Here is a 17,440-nt window from a genome sequence, read left to right as displayed (position 1 = left end):
ATTGTTCAAGGGCGAGTGGAGGCGGTCAATGCCGCAACGTGTGGCATGGACCGCGGGTCCGGCCGCGTGAAATGGTGTGGGCGTGGACAGCGAGACCCACGCTGACGTGGCCCTGCCGCAGCGGGTCGACCTGCATCAGCGGATTCGGGCGATCACCACCGGCGTGATACTGCTGTCCCGGATCGGCTCCCTCGCCATGGTTCTCCTGAGCATCTTGGCGCTGGCCCGTGCCGACGGATACGCCGACAAGCCACTGGCCGCTGTCACCTACCTGGTGGTCGCCGGGTGGAGCGCGGTGATCCTGCCCGTTGTCGCGATGCACGACCCGATCCCGCTCCCGGCCCTGGCCGCGGACGTCACGGTCACCGCTGCCGCCGTGGCCGTCCTGCCCTGGGCGCTCGATGACCATGCGTTCTCGACCGTGGCGGTGCCCGACTTCGAGCCGATCGCCGTCTCGGTCGCCGTGACGGTGGCCCTGGCCACCGCGTCGTGGCCGGCCACCGCCGCCGCCTGCCTCACCCTGGCGGCGGCGTTCACCATCGCCCAGTTCGCGTCGCCCGAGTACACCGACGTCGCCTCCACAGCCAACATCGTCGGCTGGCAGGCGGTCACCGCCGCGTGCTGCTGCCTGTTCATCCGCCGCCTGCGGGCGGTCGCCCATGCCGTGGACACGGCCACCGACCAGGTGATCGTGGCCCGGGAGCGCCTTGCCGCCCGGCGCAGCCAGACCGAGGAACGCATCCGTCATTTCCACGAGCAGCTGCGCCGCCACCGGGCCCTGCACGACGGACCTCTGCGACTGCTGACCGCGATCGCCGGTCAGGGCCCTGCCGGGCATCCCGACCCACGGGTACGGCGCCAGGCCGCGATCAGCGCCAACGTGCTGCGTGGCGCCACCCCGGACCATCCCGACGGCACCCTGACCGAACTGTCCCTGGCTCTGATCGAGGCAGGCAACGACAGTGCCGCCGAGGGACTGCGGGTGGAGTACCACTTCGCCGGCCTTCCCGAGACGTTGCCCGCGGACGTCCTGGACGCCTTCCGGCACGCGGCCGGTGAGGCGCTCGCGAACGTCGCCCGGCACGCCGGCAGCAGCCGGGTACGGTTGACCGGCCTGACCCTCCGCGAGCCCGGCCCGGTCGTCACGGTGGCCATCGTCGACCAGGGCAAGGGCTTCGATCCGGACACGACGCCGCCGGGCTACGGCATCCGGCACTCCATCACCGCGCGCATGCACGAGATCGGCGGCACGGCCGGCGTGGACAGCCATCCCGGCCAGGGCACCCGCGTCGAACTGCGGTGGCCGGCATGATCCGGGTCGCGATCATCGACAACGACAAGATGGTGCCCGCCGGCCTGCGCGCCCTGCTCGCCGGCACCGGCGACATCCAGCTGGTCCACTCCGCCACCACCGTCGACGAGCACCTCGCCGCCGCGCCCGGCGCCGACGTCGTGCTGCTCGACCTCCGGCTGGAGGACGGCAGCGACCCGGCCGGCAACGTGGCCAAGCTGCGCGGCCACGGCGAACGGGTGCTGGTCTTCTCCGTGCACGGGGACCGGCGCCAGGTCCGCGCCACCGTCCGGGCCGGGGCCGGCGGATACCTCATCAAGGACGACGACGCCGCCAAGATCGTCGATGCCGTCAGGAGCGTTCACCGCGGGCAACTCGCGCTGACGGCCGAGCTGATGAGCATCATCAACGACGACCCGCCCGAACTGTCACCGCAGGAAGCGCGCGCTCTCTACTTGTACGGGACCGGCAGCACCCTCGCCGCCACTGCCCACCGCATGGGAGTCACGTTGTCCACCGTCCGCTCCTACCTCACCCGCGTCCGCACCAAATGGGCCGCCATCGAGGAACCGGTCGACGACGTCCGCACCCTGGTGCACGAATACCAGCCCCGCCCCGACTTCCGCACTCCGTAACTCGACGCGGCAGGCAACCTCGAACACCGGTGTTTCCGTCGTGCCCGCAGAGCCGTGTGGGAGGAGAACCGTGAAACGGTCCGAGGAGGACGAGTTCCGGGAGTTCGTCGGCGTCCGGATGGAACGCTGGCGGCGGGCGGCGTTCCTGCTGTGCCACGACTGGCACCTGGCCGACGACCTGGTCGGGACAGTCGTGGGCAAGCTCTACGAGAACTGGCGACGGGTGTCGGCCGCCGACAACCCCGAGGCGTACGCGCAGCGCGTCCTGACCCGGTCCTGGATCGACGAGCGCCGCCGGCCGTGGCGGTGTTCGACAGCGCCACGATCGCCGCACCGGACCGGCTGGAGGCCTGGCGGAACGTCGCGTCCGCCGCGCTGGAGCCGACGGTGATCAACGGTCCGGACCCGGAGGCGTTCATCGCGCGCCTGCGCGCCATGCCGCTCGGGGCCGCGCAGATCACGTCGCTGGCACCGAAGGCATCGGCGGCATCCTCGCCGCCTTCCTGGCCTCCCTGGCCGACGGGCGCACCCTCTGCACCGACCACGACGCGCAGCGCCTGCAGAACGTTGCGGTGGACCTGACAACCGCCGTGCTCGCCCACCACCTGGACCGGGCGAACGCGCCGCTGCGCTCGCCCACGCACACCCTCTACCTGCGCCTCGCCGCTTTCATCGAGGACAATCTGCGCCATCCGGATTTGCATCCGGCCACGATCGCCGCGGCGCATTGCATCTCCCTGCGCTACCTGCACCGCATCGTCCAGGAGCATCATCCCGTGGGCGTCGCCACCCACATCCGCACCCGCCGCCTGGACCGGGCCCGGCACGACCTGGCCGACCGCCGCCGCGGGACCCGTAACCCAGTTGTCGAGCGGTAGAACCGCCCGAGCCGCTCTACCGACCGCGCAGAGTCCACCGCTTCATCGGTCGTCGAGCGTGACAGCTGACAACGCGCCAGCGCGGAAGGACGGCGGAAGACCCGGCCGGGGTGAACCTCGCACATTCGACGGCGACGTCGGTCGCCAACCGGTTCATGATCTCGGCGTGCTCGGCACGCCTTCCTCGATCGACCCGCACGGCCGCAGCCGGCCGAGAAGGCCTGGTGGCGCCGAGATGGCTCAGGTCTGCCCGCGCAGCAGGACGGTCATCCGCGCGCCCAGCTCCGGCGTCATCGCCCCCTCGACGCTCAGGCCCAGCGTCTCGGCCAGCTGGCGGCAGTGCAGGTCCAGAGTGGAGGCGACCAGGTCGGCCAGCACGGCGGCGGCGGTGCGGGCCTGGCGCCACGAGACCACGGCCACGACCAGGCCGGCCACGGCCGCGGGCCACCACAGCAGGCCCACGACGAGGTAGCCGGCCGCCCATGCCGCCTGGCGGGCCGCCGACGAGAGACGGACGCGGGCCTGCTCCAGCTCGGTGCGGGTCTCGGCCGGCAGAATCAGCCACAGGCGTGGCCACACGACATTCAGGTCCATCGCGTACGCCGATTCGGCGCGCACCGCCGGCGCCGCCAGCCGGTCACCCACCCCGAAGGCGCAGGCTGGAACCGTCGCGCCGAGCCGGTCGCTCGTCAGGGCACGGCGGCGGGCCTCGGCAGCCAGCGCGGGTGCCCGCGGATCGTCGCCCTGTTGGGCGTGCGCGGCCGCGAGCAGGGCTTCCGATGCGACCGCCCGCGCGTACTGCCAGCGGCGGGCTCGCCGGGCGGCGAGCCACCAGGGACGCGTCGACTGCCACAGCAGTTCCACGCCGGTGCCGGCGGCCTGCACGGCGAAGCCCAGGCCCAGTGCGGCGAGCAGCAGCCCGGCCAGCACCAGCACCAGTGTGCCGGTGCTGCGCCAGGCGGGCTCGGCGGCCAGGCGGTTCAGCGCCTCGGTGAGACGGGCAGCGTCGTGCCAGCGTGCGTGCCCGAGGGTGTGTGCCACCCCGGCGGTGGCCAGCAGCAGCAGGCCGGGCAGCACAAGCAGGGCGAGCCAGCGTTCGGCCAGTTTGCCGCCGAGCGCTTCGAGGAACGCGGTCACGAGCCGAGCCGGGTGCGGGTCATCGGCGCGGCGACGATGGCGCACTTCGCTTCGCTGCCGGGCAGTTCGACCCGCGGGCACCGACCGGCGGGACAGGCCAGGAACTCCAGCATCGAGCGGCCGGCGCCGGGCAGCGGGCGGTAGACACGGGTCGAGCTGAGCCCCGCGGCGTACGCGGCACGGAACAGCCGGTCCTCGATCTCGTCGAGGTCGTCGGAGAGCCGGTCGAGGTCGCCGGCGTGCAGCCGCGCCACGACATCGTCGACGAACGAACGCAGCGACGGATCGGCGCGCACCGGATCGGAGTCGTCGCCCAGCCGGACGCACAACGTGGCGAGCCGAGGGTCCATCGATCACCTTCCCTGGGGGCCATTCAGGATAGCCTCGGACCGTGACCGAGGGGACACCCTACGACGGTGACGTCGCCGCCTTGCGCCGCACGGCCGGGCTCGGTCGCCTCGACGCGATCGTCGACCTTGCCGTCGTGCTGCGCGAACGCTTCCACCACGCAGGCGACGAGGGCGATCTCGTCGAGGCGCACAGGCAGCTGGTGAACGCGGCCGATCAGTTGCCCAGGGACCACCCGGCGCTGGCCGTGGTGCTCAACGCCCTCGCGCCGGTCCTGCGCGACCGCTACCAGCTGACCGGTGACCCCGGTTTTCTGCGGGGCGCCCTGTCCTGCACTCCCCCGCCCGGCCCGGCGGATCCGCCGCAGATAGCGATGAACCGGTCGGAGACGCTGCGGCTGATCGCCGAACGCGACCACGACCTTGCGCCGCTGCGGGAGGCCGAGACGTTGCAACGGGCCGTGCTGGCCCGGACCGCGCCGGGCGATCCGATGGCCGCCGATGTGCGGGAGAGCCTGGGTGAACTGCTGCGGCTGCGCTACTCCGTCACCCGGGATCTGACCGCTCTGGACGAGGGCGCCGAGCTGCTGCGGCTCAGCCTGGGCCGGACGCCGGCGGACCATGCACGGCACGCCGACCGGGTCGCGGCGCTGGGCAGCGTCCTTCAGCTGATCGCGCTGCATACCGGCGACGAGGAGGTCCGCGAGGCGGCGATCCGGCAGTTGCGTCGGGCGCTCGAGCTGACCCCGGTGGGGGTGCCCAACCGGCCGTACCGGATGACCGACCTCGCCGCCGCGCTCACCGACCGGGGCCGGCACACCGACGACCTGGCCGCGCTGCGTGAGGGCGCCGCTCTGGTGCACGCGGCGCTGGAGGCCACCCCGCCGGAACACAGCGCGTGGGGCAACCGGGCGCAGAGCTTCCTGGACGCCACGCTGAGCCTGGCCGAGCGCACCGGTGAGATCGCCGTGCTCGACGAGGCGATCACGGCGGGCGATCGGGCCCGCTCCCGCGGCGCGCGGCCGACCACCGTGGACCTGCTGCAGGCGGCCCTGCGCCGGCGCCGCTTCCTGTGCACCGGCCGGATCGCCGACCTGCACGCGGCATCGGCCGCCCTGGACACGGCCGCCGAGCGAGCACCCTACGGCGACCCCGACCACTTCGCCGTGCTCGGCAATCAAGGTCAAATTCAACTTTCCCTGTACGAGGCCACAGCCGCCCCTGACCACCTGACCCGTGCCGTGTCGGCGCTGGGTGCGGCCGTGCGCGCCACCGCACCGGACGACCCGCAGCGCGCCGACTGCCTGGTGGCCTACGGCGACGCTCTCGGCCTGCGATTCGACGCGTCGGGCGACCCGGCCGTGCTGCGCGCCGCGGCCGCCGCCTACCGGGAAGCCGCCGGCACACCGGGCCTACGCCCGATGACCCGGGTGCTGGCCGCACGCGCGTGGGGCCACGCCGAGGCGGACGCCCGCCGGTGGGCGCAGGCCTGCGAGGGCTTCTCGACCGCGGTCCGGCTGCTGCCGCTGGCCGTGTCGCGCCGGCTGGACCGCAGCGACCAGGAGCACGGCCTGGCCCGGCTGGACGGCCTGGCCGCCGACGCGGCGGCGTGCGCGCTTCGGGCCGGCCGCCCCGAGGAGGCCCTGCAGCTGCTGGAACTGGCCCGCGGCGTGCTGCTGAGCCAGGCCACCCAGGGCCGCGACGACCTGACCCGGCTCGCCGGCCAGCACCCGGCTCTGGCGTCGGAAATCGCCACGCTGCTCGACCGGTTGCGCCCCGGCGCGCCACCGGCCGTCGACCAGCCGGAAGGGGGGCCCGGCGACGGCGAGCCGATCACCTCGCACACCGTCGGCGAACGCCATCGTGGACCGTTCAGCGGGCCCGCAGCCGACGAACGGCACGCCCTGGACCTGCGGCTGCGGGCGCTGCTGGGTGAGGCCCGGGCCCTGCCCGGCTTCGCGGATCTGCTCGGGCCACCCGCACCGGCCGACCTCTACGCCTGCGCCGCCGACGGGCCCGTCGTGCTGATCAACGCCGGTGCCTACGGCAGTGACGCCCTCATCGTGCGCCCGTCCGGCGTCGAGGTGGTGCCGCTGCCAGGGCTGACGCCGCGGGAGGCCGAGGAACGGTCGGCAGCGCTGGCCCTCGCGGTCGACCGGGCCGGTGCGCCGGGGCCGGACGAGCGCGCTGCTCAGGAGACGGTGGCCGGTGTGCTGCGGTGGCTGGCGGAGACGGTTGTCGACCCGGTCCTGGCTGGGCTGACCGGGCAGGACGGGGTGGGCGATGACGGCGGGCCGCAGCAGATCGGCGCGGCCGGGCGAGATGCCGAACCGGCGCCGGGCGCCGGCAGCGGGACGGACGGGGGGAGCCTCGGGCCTGGGCCAGGTGGCGACGAGGCACGCATGCGGGTGTGGTGGTCGCCGGTCGGGGTGCTGGCGCTGCTGCCGGTGCATGCGGCGGCCGGGGGTCGGGTGGTGTCGTCCTACACGCCGACGTTGCGTGCGCTGCGCCGGGCCCGGGCGCGGGCGATCTCGGCCGGGCCCACGCTGGTTGTAACGATGGCCGAGACGCCGGGGGCGCCACCGCTGCCGCAGGCCGGGCGGGAGGCGCAGGCGGTGGCCGCGCTGACCGGGGCCACGGTGCTGAGCGGGGCCGAGGCCACGGCCGCGGCCGTAGCCTCGGCGCTGACCGTTCACCCGGGGGTGCACTTCGCCTGCCACGCGGTGGCCGAGCCGGCCGATCCGTCGGCCGGGCGGCTGCTACTGCACGATCATCGGGAACGGGCGATGACCGTACGGGAAATTGCGGATCTTGATTTGCCGGAGGCCCGCCTGGCGGTGCTGTCCGCTTGTGATACCTCGCGCACCACGCCGCACCTGCCGGACGAGGCGCTGCATCTGGCGTCGGCGTTCCAGCTGGCCGGCTACCCCGAGGTGGTCGGTGCGCTGTGGCCGGTCAACGACCGGGTGGCCCGCACCGTCGCCGAGGAGCTGCACCGCCGGCTGAGCGAGGGTTCCGGGGCCGCCGCCGCGCTGCACGCCACAGTGGAGCGGTTGCGTGCCGCCTACCCCGGCACGCCGACCTTGTGGGCCGCCTTCGTCCACAGCGGCCGGTAGCGCCCCGATCTTGGCGTTCGTCTGGAATGGTCGGCGCCATGAGTTTCTCCCGGCGCCGACCTGAGGCCGAGACCACCACCTCCGGCGAGATCCCGCATGTCACGGTGACCGAGTCGGAGCTGCTCGCGCTCGGCGAGCAGCTGAAGAACGCGCTGGCCCAACGGGGCCACGGCGACCCCGAGGCCAGGCGGATCGGCCATCGCTATGCGGTGCTGCTGGCCACCGATACCAAGCATCGCGAGACCAGCGTCAAACTGCTCGAGTGGCTGGTCGGCGCATGGGCAGCCGAGCCGGAGAAACGGGTGCTCGCGCTCAACGACCTGAGCCGGGTGCTCGACGAGGCCGGTCAGCCGGCCCGCGCCGAGCCCTGTCACCGCGAGGCGCTCGCCGCGTGGGAGCGGCTGCGCGGCCAGAACGACGAGAACACCCTGCGCGCGGCGCACAACCTGGCCGTCACCCTGATCGAGCTGGGCCGGCGCGACGAGGCGGAAGGGCTGCTGCGTGACACGGTCGCCCGCCGCACCCGAGTGCTCGGCGCCACCCACCCCGACACGATAGGCAGCCGCATTGCCCTCGCCGGCACGCTGCGCGGCAGCCCGCAGCGGCTGACCGAGGCGGAACGGCTCTACCGGGCGGTCCTGGCCGACCTCGGCGACACGGGACGGCAAGCGGGTCAGGCCCGGCAGAACCTGGCCGCCGTGTTGTTCGACGCCGGCCGCTCGGACCAGGCCGAGAAGATGTACCGGCGCACGCTGACCGACTTCGGCAGGCTCCTGGGCGCCGAGCATCCGGCAACGCTGACCGTCCGCCACAATCTCGCCGTGCTGCTCAACGCCCGAGGCATGATCGCCGAGGCGGAGCGGGAGGTCGGAGAGGTGCTCGCTGTGCGGCGGCGGGTGCTCGGCCGGCATCATCCGGAAACCCTGGACAGTCAGGTCAGCCTGTCCGCCATGCGCGCCAACCAGGGCCGGGTGACCGAGGCGCTGCCGCTGCTGGAGGACGCCCTCCAAGGCCTGCGAGCAACTCATGGGCCGGACCATCCGCTGGTCCGCGAGCTGCAACGGGTGCGCACCGAGCTGCGCGGGGCGTAGTGCGGATGAGCCAGACCGAACAGTGACCGGGCGTGTGTGGTGCCACCTCGGGGTTCCGTGGGTCTGGGGCTTGGGGTAGGCCTACCGGGGCGGGATCGGCCGCGGCACGGCGGTACTCGTGGATCAGTCCGCTCAGCCCCTGACCGACCGCCAGCCATGGTCAGCAGGGCGGCAAGGGCGGCGGTCTGCACCGCCGGGATGCTCGCGTAGCGATCTGTCGACAGATCGGGCGCCTCGATCCGCACGGCCAGGGCCGGCCAGCCCAGGCCGCGTTCCTCCGTCAGCCGCAGGGAGCGCGGTGGCGGCCAGTCTCCCGTCAGGCACCGGGTCCGTGGTGAAGGTGTATGGCTTTTGACGGGACTACGCCGGCTTCTGCTCGCTGCGGTAGCCGGAGGCCTGCAGGGTGAACAGCTCGGCGTACCGGCCGCCGGCGCTGATGAGTTCGTCGTGGGTGCCGGCTTCGGTCAGCCTCCCGTGGTGCAGCACGAAGATCCGATCGGCGTGGCGAACATTGGCCAGGCGATGGGTGATCAGGATGGTGGTGGCCACGCCCTGCCGGTCGCGGATGGCCTGGAACAGGGCGTCCTCGGCACGTGGATCGAGAGCCGACGACGGCTCGTCCATGATCAGCAGGTCGTCGGTGCGGTAGAACCCGCGGGCGGCGGTGATGCGCTGCCACTGCCCGCCGGAGAGGTCCTGACCGTTGGCGAAGGTCCGGTCGAGCAGGGTTTCGTAACCGTGCGGCAGCTCGGTGATCATGTCGTGCGCCACGGCGCGGCGAGCGGCCGCCTCGATGCGACCGGTGTCGGTGTCGCTGTCGGCGTCGCCGAGGGCGATGTTGGTGGCGGCGGTGAACGGCCACTTGTGGTATTCCTGCGTGACCACCGCGATCCTGCGGCGCAGCGTGTCAGCGTCGTACTCGGCCAGGGGCCTGCCGTTCCAGGTGACCACGCCGCTGTCGGGGGTGCGGAGCCCGGCGATCACCGCGGCGAGGGTGGACTTGCCGGAGCCGTTCTCACCGACGAACGCCACGGTCTGCCCGGCCTCGATCGTCATGGTGACCTCAGCGACGGCCGGGGTGTCCCGGTCGGGGTAGGACAGGGTGACGCGCTCGACGTGCAACCCGACCAGGACACCCGGTGCGGCACCGGCCCCGCCGGTGGCCGGCAGGTAGTCCTTCGCCCGGCTCATGAAACCGGTGTAGTCACCGAAATGCTGACCCTCGGTGTACACCCGGTCGACGTGCAACGTGACAGTCATCAGGGCCCGCTGGGCGGCTTGGACGGCGATGACGCAGGTCGCCGCCGCGGCCAGCGGGATCCGCCCGTCCAGCAGCAGGACCCCGAGCAGCACGTATACGGCGCCGGTGGCCAGCCCACTGATCACCGATCCGACACTCATGGTGGTGGTGACCCTGCGCGCGAGGGCGAGCTGGACATCGGTCTCGGCGCCCATGACCCGGTCGTACTGGTCGAGCAGGAACCGGCGCAGCCCGTAGGAACGCAGCTCCGGAGCCGAGACCCGTTCGGCCATCAGCCGGTGCAGCAACCACATCCGCCGCCGGCGCACCGACCCGGCCAAAAACGTCTGATACCGCTGGTGCCCGGCCCGCAACGAGGCCCACCCGTTGGGCAGCGTGGCGACCAACAACGCGACCAGCAGCAACGGATGAATCACCACGACGGCCACCGCCACCGCGATCAACCCCACCAGACCGGCGAGCAGGTTCATCACAGCCTGCACCAGCCCGCTGACCGACTCCGCCCCCCGGGAAGCGCGTTCCATGTCGTCGGCGAACGCGTCCTCATCGAACGCGTCCAACCGCACCGCAGTGGTCACCTCGAACAGAGCCCGTTCCACCGTACGGTTCACCCGCGGCGTCAACCCGTTCTGGGCATACCCGGTCACGATGCCCAGCCCGGCACGCACACCCGTCGCCACGGCAAGAACCGCCAGGGCAGGCAACGCCGCCGACACCCGCTGCGGTGTCGGCCCCCCGGTGAACAACTCCACCAGCACCCGCTGGGTCGCCAGCAACCCGAACGCGGCCATCACCCCGGCCACCACGGTCGCGACAGCGACGATCACCGTACGGACACGGTCGGCACGCCAACTGATCACCACCGCCCTACCGGCAAGCCGGGGAAGCTCGGCGAACACGGCGAACAGGCCCGCGTCAGCACGGGCCCGCATCCCGCTCTCCCACCACATCACCCGCAGCTCCGGCAACACCGACTCCGCTCGGGGCCCGCCGGCCTGCCGGGGAACGCCACTGCCGCTGTCCTGAAGGCTGGAGTCCTCATTCTCGGTCATCGGGTACGTCCCTTCGTACGACGTCACGGATCATGCCGAGTTCGTCCTTCCCAGCCGGAGCCGGACCGGGTCAGCGATACCCCCGGCCCGATCCGGCGCTCCCCTTCATCAAACCGCCGCCAGTGCCTGGCAAGCCCCCGTCGGGGGCGTCTTCATCGCGGCGAATGCCTTCACCTGCATTGCAGTCCGGTGTCTCCCCGGATGTCGATCTGGTCGGCGACCGTCAGCCTGGAGACCAGGCGGACTGGTCCGCGGCACACTTCGCCCGCAGATGGCCGAATGGCTACGGTCGCCGGCACCACCACTCGGTCGCGGGTTCGAGCACCATGATCGGGATGTCGAGCCGTCCGGCGGTCGTGAGAACCAGCACCACACCGGGGCCATCCCCCCTCGCCGCGCAGTTCAGCGTTCCGCTCAGCGGTGGCGTCGGTTCTGACGACAACGGACGCCGGTGCGGGCGGATGATGCCGACCGCGCCGAGGTCTACCGACAACTCCGGCTCAAGCTCACCTACCACCCAGACGAACAAAAGTCCGCGTTCAGGCTCAGCCTGACGCGGACTCATATGGGGAAAAAGGTTGTGTCCGAGGGTCGACACCAACCAATAACCCACTGCCGTCGATTCTTGAAATCGACGTGATACCAGGCTAATCGCAGCGCGACTCCCATGCGATAGCCCATGCGAGTGACAACAGGTCCGGAGGAAGGGCCGGTCGTCTCAGCCAAGAGGTCGCGACGATGACCGGCCCCACCCGCACGCGCTCACGTACCGCACCCAGGCCGTGCGGACCTCTACAACCACAGCCAGCGAGGCGCGTTTGAGGATTGTCCAGGGTGAAGTCGTTCTTGGTGTCTGTCAGACCCGGTCGGCATGTACCTCGCCGTCCGCACCGCCACCGAACTCGCCACCGCGGTGAAGAACCGTCTCAAACCGACGCAGTACCGCACCCTTCTGATCGACGGCTACCTCACCGGAACAGGTCTAGCTCCACCGTCCCCGACCAGACCTTGATCGCAAAGGTGTCCAGCGCTACCCGGGGCGCCGGAACAGTCCACTCCGGAACGGCCGGCGCCCGGTCAGTGCGGGATACGCGCGGCCGGTAACGCAGGTGCCCCCTGCCCGGCGGCGGTAGACGGTATAAACCGAGGGTGAACCACATGACCAGCACCGAGCTCCGGATGAGCGCGTCCGTGACCCTGGCCATCGAGTACGGCCACTTCACGGTGGCCGACCAACAGCTCGACGATCCCGCCGCCGGCTCCAGGGCACTCGACAAGGCCCTGGAGTCGCCCGCCCGCGTGGGCGCGGTGCGCAACGTAGTTGCCGTGCTCACGCCCGCCTGCGACACCTACGAGACGCCGATTGCTCTCGAGGTCTGGTCGGCCCGCCCGCCGACCGATGCCATCAAGTGGGACCACGAGGTCGAGGTCGACCTCCTGGTGCCCTCCGGGCGGCTCGCGGTGTGCACGGCGACCTCCGACCCCGACATCGTGGAGGGCGTCGCGCCCGGCTCCTACCGCCTGCTGGTCTCCGGCGGCCGGTTCGATCCGATGCCCGCCATGGCCGATTCCGAGCAGCACTTCCGTCTGCGCCTGTGGCCCCGCCCGAGCCCCGCACCACTGCTCGTGGTGCGCTCCTGGCCCGGCTGGGCCGACTTCTGATCCCGGCTGTCCGACACCGACTACCTGTCCCGGCACCTCGATCCGCTGGCCGACCTGCACCGCATCTCGCGGATGGCGGACGCGTACGGATCGAAGCCGAGCCGCCCGGCCCGATCGCACCAGGGGCAGGGCCGACGTCCCGCGCGGAAGTGGTGACGTTCATTCTGGTCAACCCCCACTGCCACGCCGTGACGGTTTGTTGCAGGTGCTGTCGGCGGGTGCCGGATCCGCGCGGGTTGCGCTACCCCCTGGCTGCGTTGCTATCGGTTGCGGTGTGCGCGGTCATGACCGGTGCGTCGGCGGTCACCGCGATCAGTGGTTGGCTGCATGACCTGGGCGACATCGCCCGGGCCCGGCTCGGCTTCGTGCGTGGGGTGCCGGCCACGACCACGATGTGGCGGCTGCTGATCCGACTGGACGCCGATCTGCTCGCCACCGTTCTGGCCGGTTGGTTACGCAGCCCCGCCGTGCCGGCCGCACCCCGCCGGGCGCGAAATCGGCAGTTCATCGCGGTTGACGGCAAGACCGTGCGGGGTACCCGCCGGCCTGATGGCAGTCAGATCCATCTGTTGGTCCGCGCTGGACACCAGCACCGGTGTCGTTTTGGCCCACGTCACCGTGAATGCGAAATCCTCGGTGGGGTCACTGCGCCTCGCGCGGTGACCCCACCGACTCTTAGCCAGGCGCGCCCGGAGGCCAACGACTTTCAACGGTCAACGATTGCAGTGGCGAGCCCAGCACGTGATCGGCGTCTACGGTGAGGTGATGGTTGACCGGCACGTGCTGTCCTTCGCGCCGGGCGGCGCGGTCGGTGGGTTCGATCATCGTGTCTTCACCCTTTCGGTCGCTGCGGGCGACCCGTGGCGCAACACCCTGGTCGCCCTGCACGAAGCGGCCCACCAGGGCCTCAACGGCAGCACCTCCTGGGGACACCTGCTGCAGACCTTTGCGATCCTTCCCGACGGCGGAAGCGCGTTGGAGGGCCTGTCCCAGCGATGCGCGCAGACCCACGAGGCGTACGCGACGCTGACCAGCGTGACTGGCTTGCTCGGGACGCGCGACGCGCCGCCCTTGTCCGAGATCATCGACGCCTATCCCGCCTATCGTTCCTACCTCGGCGGGCCGGCGGAACCGGGGTGGCGTCGAGTGGCTATGGCCGCCGCGCTCCAGGTCTGCATGCAGTCCGATGTGCTGGGCGTGACGCCGGCCGGGTTCGTGGCGGCGGCGTTGAGCGAGCGGCACAGCCCGGACGCCCGCCGGGCGTTGCTGCTCCGGCGGCGCGACCGCTTCTTCGCCGAGGTCGAGCGGCGGGCGGCCGGCGACCTCGGCGACGACTGGGCGGCGACGTCCGGGGTCGCGTCGGTGGGCCGCGAGACCGCGGCGGACATGCTGGCCGCCCTCGGCCGGGCGTCGGTCGACGCGGCGCAGGTCAGGGCCGCGCGGCGGGCGCTGGTGACGGCCCTCGCCGAGGTCGTCGGCCCGATCGAGATCGACGAGAACGTCACGAACCTGTTCGACATCGAGCACCTCCGGCTACGGTCGCCCCGGCGTGCGTCGGTCCGCCCGGCGGGCGCGATGCCGCCGGGCGGAGCTGACCGCCTGCTCGCGGTCCGCACGGCGGCCACCGTACGCCGCCAGTTCGCGTTGGGCGACGATCCGTGGCCGGTGACCGGTGACGCGCCGGTCGCGGTGATTCGGGCGCGCCGCGGCGAGGATGTGGACCTCTACCCCGTGGCTGAGCCCGGTCAGGTGTCGGTGTGGCGGCCCGAGAGGCAACCGCTGCTGGTCAGCATCGCGCTCGGTTGTGCCCTCGACCAGCGGTGGGCACGGGACTGGTCGGCGGCGTTCACCGAGGCCGACGTCGTCACGATCCTGATCGACAAGCCGTTCGGCCAGTTCGTCGACGCCCTGCTCGACGGCCCCGAGCGGCTGCGCCACACGCTGATGCCCTGTGGGGACAACAAGGCGCTGCTCGCTCTTTCCGTTCCCGGCCTGCCGCCCTACCTGCGCATCTGCAGCCTCGTGGCGGCCACCGGCGCGCGGATTCGCCTGGCGCGCGATCCCCGTGCTGTCGACGTCGAGGATCCCGCGGCGTTCAGCACGCGCCATCGGGAGCTGGCGATGATCGGGCGGCGGATCGTCGAGGACGAGTCGACGGTCGAGCTCGTCAGGTGAGGTCGTCCAGCTCCGACCTGACCTTGTCGGCGGCGGTGGCGCCGAGCCGTTGCAGGATCGCCAGCGCCTCCTCCAGGCGGGTGCGGGCCAGGCGCTTGTCCCCGGACAGGGCCGCGGCCCGCCCGAGGCCACGCAGGGCGTGGGCGCGTTCGTAGTCGCTCCCGGCGCTCCGGCTGCGGTTCACGGCCTGCTCGGCGGTAGCCCGGGCCGCGTCGACGTCGCCGCCGGCCAGGTGGATGCGGGTGAGCGTGTTGAGGGTCTGTGCCATGTCGAGTTCCAGGCCCAGCTCGGCGAAGCCGGCGAGCGCCTCGCGGGCGTGCCGTGCCGCGTCGGCCAGCCGGCCCATCTCCACCTCGGCACGGGCGATGCTGCGCAGGGTGATCCCGACCTTGCGGGGAACCTGCGTCCGGCGGTAGAAGGCCAGACCGTCGTTGAGGTGGCCCAGCGCCTCCTCGTACGCGCCGCGTCGGCGCAGGATCGACGCGATGTTGACCTGCGCGTCGACGGCACCCTGGTCGTCCCCGGCCGCACGCAGGAGATCACGCGCCCGCCGGTATTGCTCCTCGGCCTCGGCCGCCCGCCCGGACTCCAGCAGCGCCCGGCCGAGATTGTTGCGGGTGATGCCCTCCGCGCGCCGGTCCGCGAGGCGCGTCGCGGACTCGGCGGCCACGGTGTGACTGTGGACCCAGCTGTCGACGTGCTTGGTCAGATAGAAGAAGTCGCGCAGCACATAGGCGAGCTGCCACCGCTGACGGTCGGTCCCGGCCGATTCGAGCGTGAACATCTCGACGAGGTTGCGGCGCTCACGTTCGTACCAGTCGAGCGCCGCCGCGCGTTCGGCGAAGGCCGGCTCGGCGATGGCCCGCCCGGCGAGCGACAGCCGGTAACGGTGTGGCATGACCAGTCGTCCGGCCCGGTCCGCGGTGTGCAGGTATTGATCCACCATGCGGCCCGTGGTGGCGGCGCGGTCGGCGGGTCCGTCCAGCCGGAGACCAAGGTCGCGAGCGTACGCCCGCAGCAGGTCGTGCATCGCGAAGCGGCCGGGTTCCGGTTCCGTGATCAGGTGCGCGTCGGCCAGTCGGCGCAGGGTGCGCCGCGCGCCGGTGATCGTCGTGTCCAGCATCGCCGCCGTGACCGGCAGCGAGACCGCGTTGCCCGGGTGCAGACCCAGGCGGCGGAAGGCGGTCGCCGACGATTCGCTCAGCGCCACGTACGACCAGGAGAAGACGCTGCGCACCGCGGCGTACGGATCGTCGCCGAGGTCGAGGAAGTCCAACGTCGACTCGTTCTGCTCCAGCTCGGCCAGGAGCGTGGCGACGCTGTCCTGGGAGCGGGTCGCCGCCATCTCGGCCGCGATCCGCAGGGCGAGCGGCAGCCCCGCGCAGTGCTCCACGAGCCGCGCGACCGCCTCCGGGTCGGCGCCGGCGCGCGCGCCGAGCACGTCGCTCAGCAGGGCCACCGACTCGTCCCGGGGCAGACGGTCGAGCTCGACGGTGGTCACGGGGTGGTGCACGGCGAGCCCGTGCAGGCGTTCCCGGCTGGTGATCAACACGGCGCTGTCGCCGGTGCCCGGCAGCAAGGCCCTGATCTGCGCGGGCTCGCGGACGTTGTCCAGCACCAGCAGCATCCGCCGGCCGTTGACCGCGGTGCGGAAGCGCGCCGCCCTCTCGTCCAGTTCTCCCTGCTCGGCGGCGCGGGACTGGCCGAGTGCGCGCAGGAAACCGGCGAGGATCTCGCGCGTCGGCAACGGCGTGTCCGGCCCGAAGCCTCGCACGTCGACATGGAGCTGACCATCCGGAAAGGCCCCGGCCGCCGTGTGCGCCCATTCCAGCGCGAGCGCGGTCTTGCCGGCTCCGGCCATGCCGGTGATCACCGCGATGCGCGGGCTCCCCCGGTCGGCGCCGAGCAGGATCGTGTCCAGTTCGGCGAGTTCGGCGGCGCGGCCGTGCAGCACGCCGGCCCGTGCCGGGAGCTGCCGCGGCACGACGGCCTCGACCGGCGGTCGGTGTCGCGGCGCCGTGTCGTCCGCCTCGGCCAGTTCGGCGACCACCGCCAGGGCGAACGCGGCCGCGTTGGCCGCCGCCACCGGCTGCCACCCGTGCCCGTCGGCCTCGTGTTTGTGCCCGTCCGCCTTGTCGCTGATCCCGCGCACGGTCAGCACGGGCAGCGCGTCGTTGAGGTGCGCGGCGTGCGCCACGCCGGCGCTCTCCATCTCGATCGCCACCGCGTCGCTGTAGTGGTGCCGAAGCTGCGCCGACAACGGATCGTCGCGGGAGTTGAGCACCACCTCGCCGGCGGCGATCGGCCGGAGGTGGACCGCCGGCGTCTCGGCGACCGGGTCCGACCACGTGCCGTCGGCGGCGACGCGGCGCGCGAGCTGATCGATGCGGTGCGAGAGCTCCCAGCTCCGTGGCCTGGCCTCGAAGCCGCCGGGCTGCACCCTGCCGCCGTGGTAGGCGTAGATCTTGGTGGCCACGACCACGTCGCCGAACGCCAGGTCCTCGCGCAGTGCCCCGGCGACGCCGACGAAGACGATCGCCGCGGGCCGGAAGAGCGCGATCGCCCGCTCGGCCAGCACGGCGGCGGCGGTGTTCCCCTCGCCGGTCTCGGCCAGCGCGACGCGGCACCGCCCCCGGGGCGGGTAGCCGACGTCGAAGATGGTCCCCGACGGATGGTCGACACGCCTCCGCCCGGTCAGCAGGCTCCGGACCGCGGCGTGCTCCAGACCGAGTGCGGTCAGCACGACGATCACCGGGTCGCCGTCCAGCTCCATCAACCACCATCCTCAGCCCAGC

The 17,440-nt window shown here is 72.3% G+C and carries 14 protein-coding genes; 9 read left to right on the top strand and 5 right to left on the bottom strand.

The window, feature by feature from the left end; all coding sequences use genetic code 11:
- Positions 1 to 82: 82 nt before the first annotated feature.
- The 4 genes from ACIBQZ_RS32970 (at position 83) to ACIBQZ_RS32955 (ending at position 2,804) form a co-directional block, all read left to right on the top strand.
- Positions 83 to 1,312: a sensor histidine kinase gene (locus ACIBQZ_RS32970; RefSeq protein WP_396092744.1), complete on the top strand. Its 1,230-nt coding sequence runs from the start codon at positions 83 to 85 to the stop codon at positions 1,310 to 1,312.
- On the top strand, positions 1,309 to 1,926 hold the full coding sequence (locus ACIBQZ_RS32965) for a response regulator (RefSeq protein ID WP_396092743.1): 618 nt from the start codon (positions 1,309 to 1,311) through the stop codon (positions 1,924 to 1,926). Before ACIBQZ_RS32970 ends, ACIBQZ_RS32965 begins: the two co-directional genes overlap by 4 nt.
- A 70-nt stretch (positions 1,927 to 1,996) precedes the next feature.
- Complete coding sequence (locus ACIBQZ_RS32960) at positions 1,997 to 2,317, top strand: sigma factor (protein WP_396092742.1); 321 nt, start codon at positions 1,997 to 1,999, stop codon at positions 2,315 to 2,317.
- Between the two features lie 181 nt (positions 2,318 to 2,498).
- Positions 2,499 to 2,804: a hypothetical protein gene (locus ACIBQZ_RS32955; protein ID WP_396092741.1), complete on the top strand. Its 306-nt coding sequence runs from the start codon at positions 2,499 to 2,501 to the stop codon at positions 2,802 to 2,804.
- 240 nt (positions 2,805 to 3,044) lie between these two features.
- On the opposite strand, the gene ACIBQZ_RS32950 is transcribed toward ACIBQZ_RS32955, so the two are convergent.
- Positions 3,045 to 3,941, bottom strand: a complete 897-nt coding sequence (locus tag ACIBQZ_RS32950; protein ID WP_396092740.1) for a hypothetical protein — start codon at positions 3,939 to 3,941, stop codon at positions 3,045 to 3,047.
- The gene (locus tag ACIBQZ_RS32945) at positions 3,938 to 4,291 is read right to left on the bottom strand and encodes a hypothetical protein (RefSeq protein ID WP_396092739.1); all 354 of its coding nucleotides are present in this window, start codon (positions 4,289 to 4,291) and stop codon (positions 3,938 to 3,940) included. Before ACIBQZ_RS32945 ends, ACIBQZ_RS32950 begins: the two co-directional genes overlap by 4 nt.
- Before the next feature lie 41 nt (positions 4,292 to 4,332).
- Here ACIBQZ_RS32945 and ACIBQZ_RS32940 point away from each other — a divergent pair, with 41 nt between their 5' ends.
- Positions 4,333 to 7,404 carry a CHAT domain-containing protein gene (locus ACIBQZ_RS32940; protein ID WP_396092738.1) on the top strand — a complete coding sequence of 1,024 codons (3,072 nt, stop codon included), beginning with the start codon at positions 4,333 to 4,335 and terminating at the stop codon, positions 7,402 to 7,404.
- Between the two features lie 38 nt (positions 7,405 to 7,442).
- Positions 7,443 to 8,495 (top strand): tetratricopeptide repeat protein, encoded by a 1,053-nt coding sequence (locus ACIBQZ_RS32935; protein WP_396092737.1) that lies wholly within the window; start codon positions 7,443 to 7,445, stop codon positions 8,493 to 8,495.
- A 360-nt stretch (positions 8,496 to 8,855) separates the two neighbouring features.
- Here the strand turns inward: ACIBQZ_RS32935 and ACIBQZ_RS32930 are convergent, their stop codons facing one another.
- On the bottom strand, positions 8,856 to 10,808 hold the full coding sequence (locus ACIBQZ_RS32930) for an ABC transporter ATP-binding protein (RefSeq protein WP_396092736.1): 1,953 nt from the start codon (positions 10,806 to 10,808) through the stop codon (positions 8,856 to 8,858).
- Between the two features lie 283 nt (positions 10,809 to 11,091).
- Positions 11,092 to 11,409 (bottom strand): hypothetical protein, encoded by a 318-nt coding sequence (locus tag ACIBQZ_RS32925; RefSeq protein WP_396092735.1) that lies wholly within the window; start codon positions 11,407 to 11,409, stop codon positions 11,092 to 11,094.
- A gap of 557 nt (positions 11,410 to 11,966) precedes the next feature.
- On the opposite strand from ACIBQZ_RS32925, the gene ACIBQZ_RS32920 reads away from it, so the two are divergent.
- From ACIBQZ_RS32920 to ACIBQZ_RS32910, 3 genes are all read left to right on the top strand, one after another.
- The gene (locus ACIBQZ_RS32920; protein ID WP_396092734.1) at positions 11,967 to 12,470 is read left to right on the top strand and encodes a hypothetical protein; all 504 of its coding nucleotides are present in this window, start codon (positions 11,967 to 11,969) and stop codon (positions 12,468 to 12,470) included.
- Positions 12,471 to 12,688: 218 nt separating this feature from the next.
- Positions 12,689 to 13,231, top strand: coding sequence for a transposase family protein (locus tag ACIBQZ_RS32915; protein ID WP_396092733.1), 543 nt, complete (start codon positions 12,689 to 12,691; stop codon positions 13,229 to 13,231).
- A 4-nt stretch (positions 13,232 to 13,235) separates the two neighbouring features.
- Positions 13,236 to 14,645 (top strand): hypothetical protein, encoded by a 1,410-nt coding sequence (locus tag ACIBQZ_RS32910; RefSeq protein ID WP_396092732.1) that lies wholly within the window; start codon positions 13,236 to 13,238, stop codon positions 14,643 to 14,645.
- Here ACIBQZ_RS32910 and ACIBQZ_RS32905 read toward each other — a convergent pair.
- Complete coding sequence (locus ACIBQZ_RS32905; RefSeq protein WP_396092731.1) at positions 14,638 to 17,418, bottom strand: tetratricopeptide repeat protein; 2,781 nt, start codon at positions 17,416 to 17,418, stop codon at positions 14,638 to 14,640. The two genes, ACIBQZ_RS32910 and ACIBQZ_RS32905, sit on opposite strands and share 8 nt — an antisense overlap.
- Between the last annotated feature and the right edge of the window lie 22 nt (positions 17,419 to 17,440).

It is taken from the genome of Actinoplanes sp. NPDC049599 (genome assembly GCF_044465625.1).
In the GTDB taxonomy this organism is placed as follows: domain Bacteria; phylum Actinomycetota; class Actinomycetes; order Mycobacteriales; family Micromonosporaceae; genus Actinoplanes.
The sequence above is the reverse complement of the archived record's forward strand: the minus strand, read 5'-3'. Positions and strand labels throughout refer to the sequence as shown.

Bases quoted from the DNA above. Each gene is read 5' to 3' on its own strand.
- ACIBQZ_RS32965 (WP_396092743.1), top strand. From the start codon at position 1,309: ATGATCCGGGTCGCGATCATCGACAACGACAAGATGGTGCCCGCCGGC.
- ACIBQZ_RS32945 (WP_396092739.1), bottom strand. From the start codon at position 4,291: ATGGACCCTCGGCTCGCCACGTTGTGCGTCCGGCTGGGCGACGACTCC.
- ACIBQZ_RS32935 (WP_396092737.1), top strand. From the start codon at position 7,443: ATGAGTTTCTCCCGGCGCCGACCTGAGGCCGAGACCACCACCTCCGGC.
- ACIBQZ_RS32930 (WP_396092736.1), bottom strand. From the start codon at position 10,808: ATGACCGAGAATGAGGACTCCAGCCTTCAGGACAGCGGCAGTGGCGTT.
- ACIBQZ_RS32920 (WP_396092734.1), top strand. From the start codon at position 11,967: ATGACCAGCACCGAGCTCCGGATGAGCGCGTCCGTGACCCTGGCCATC.
- ACIBQZ_RS32910 (WP_396092732.1), top strand. From the start codon at position 13,236: ATGGTTGACCGGCACGTGCTGTCCTTCGCGCCGGGCGGCGCGGTCGGT.
- ACIBQZ_RS32905 (WP_396092731.1), bottom strand. From the start codon at position 17,418: ATGGAGCTGGACGGCGACCCGGTGATCGTCGTGCTGACCGCACTCGGT.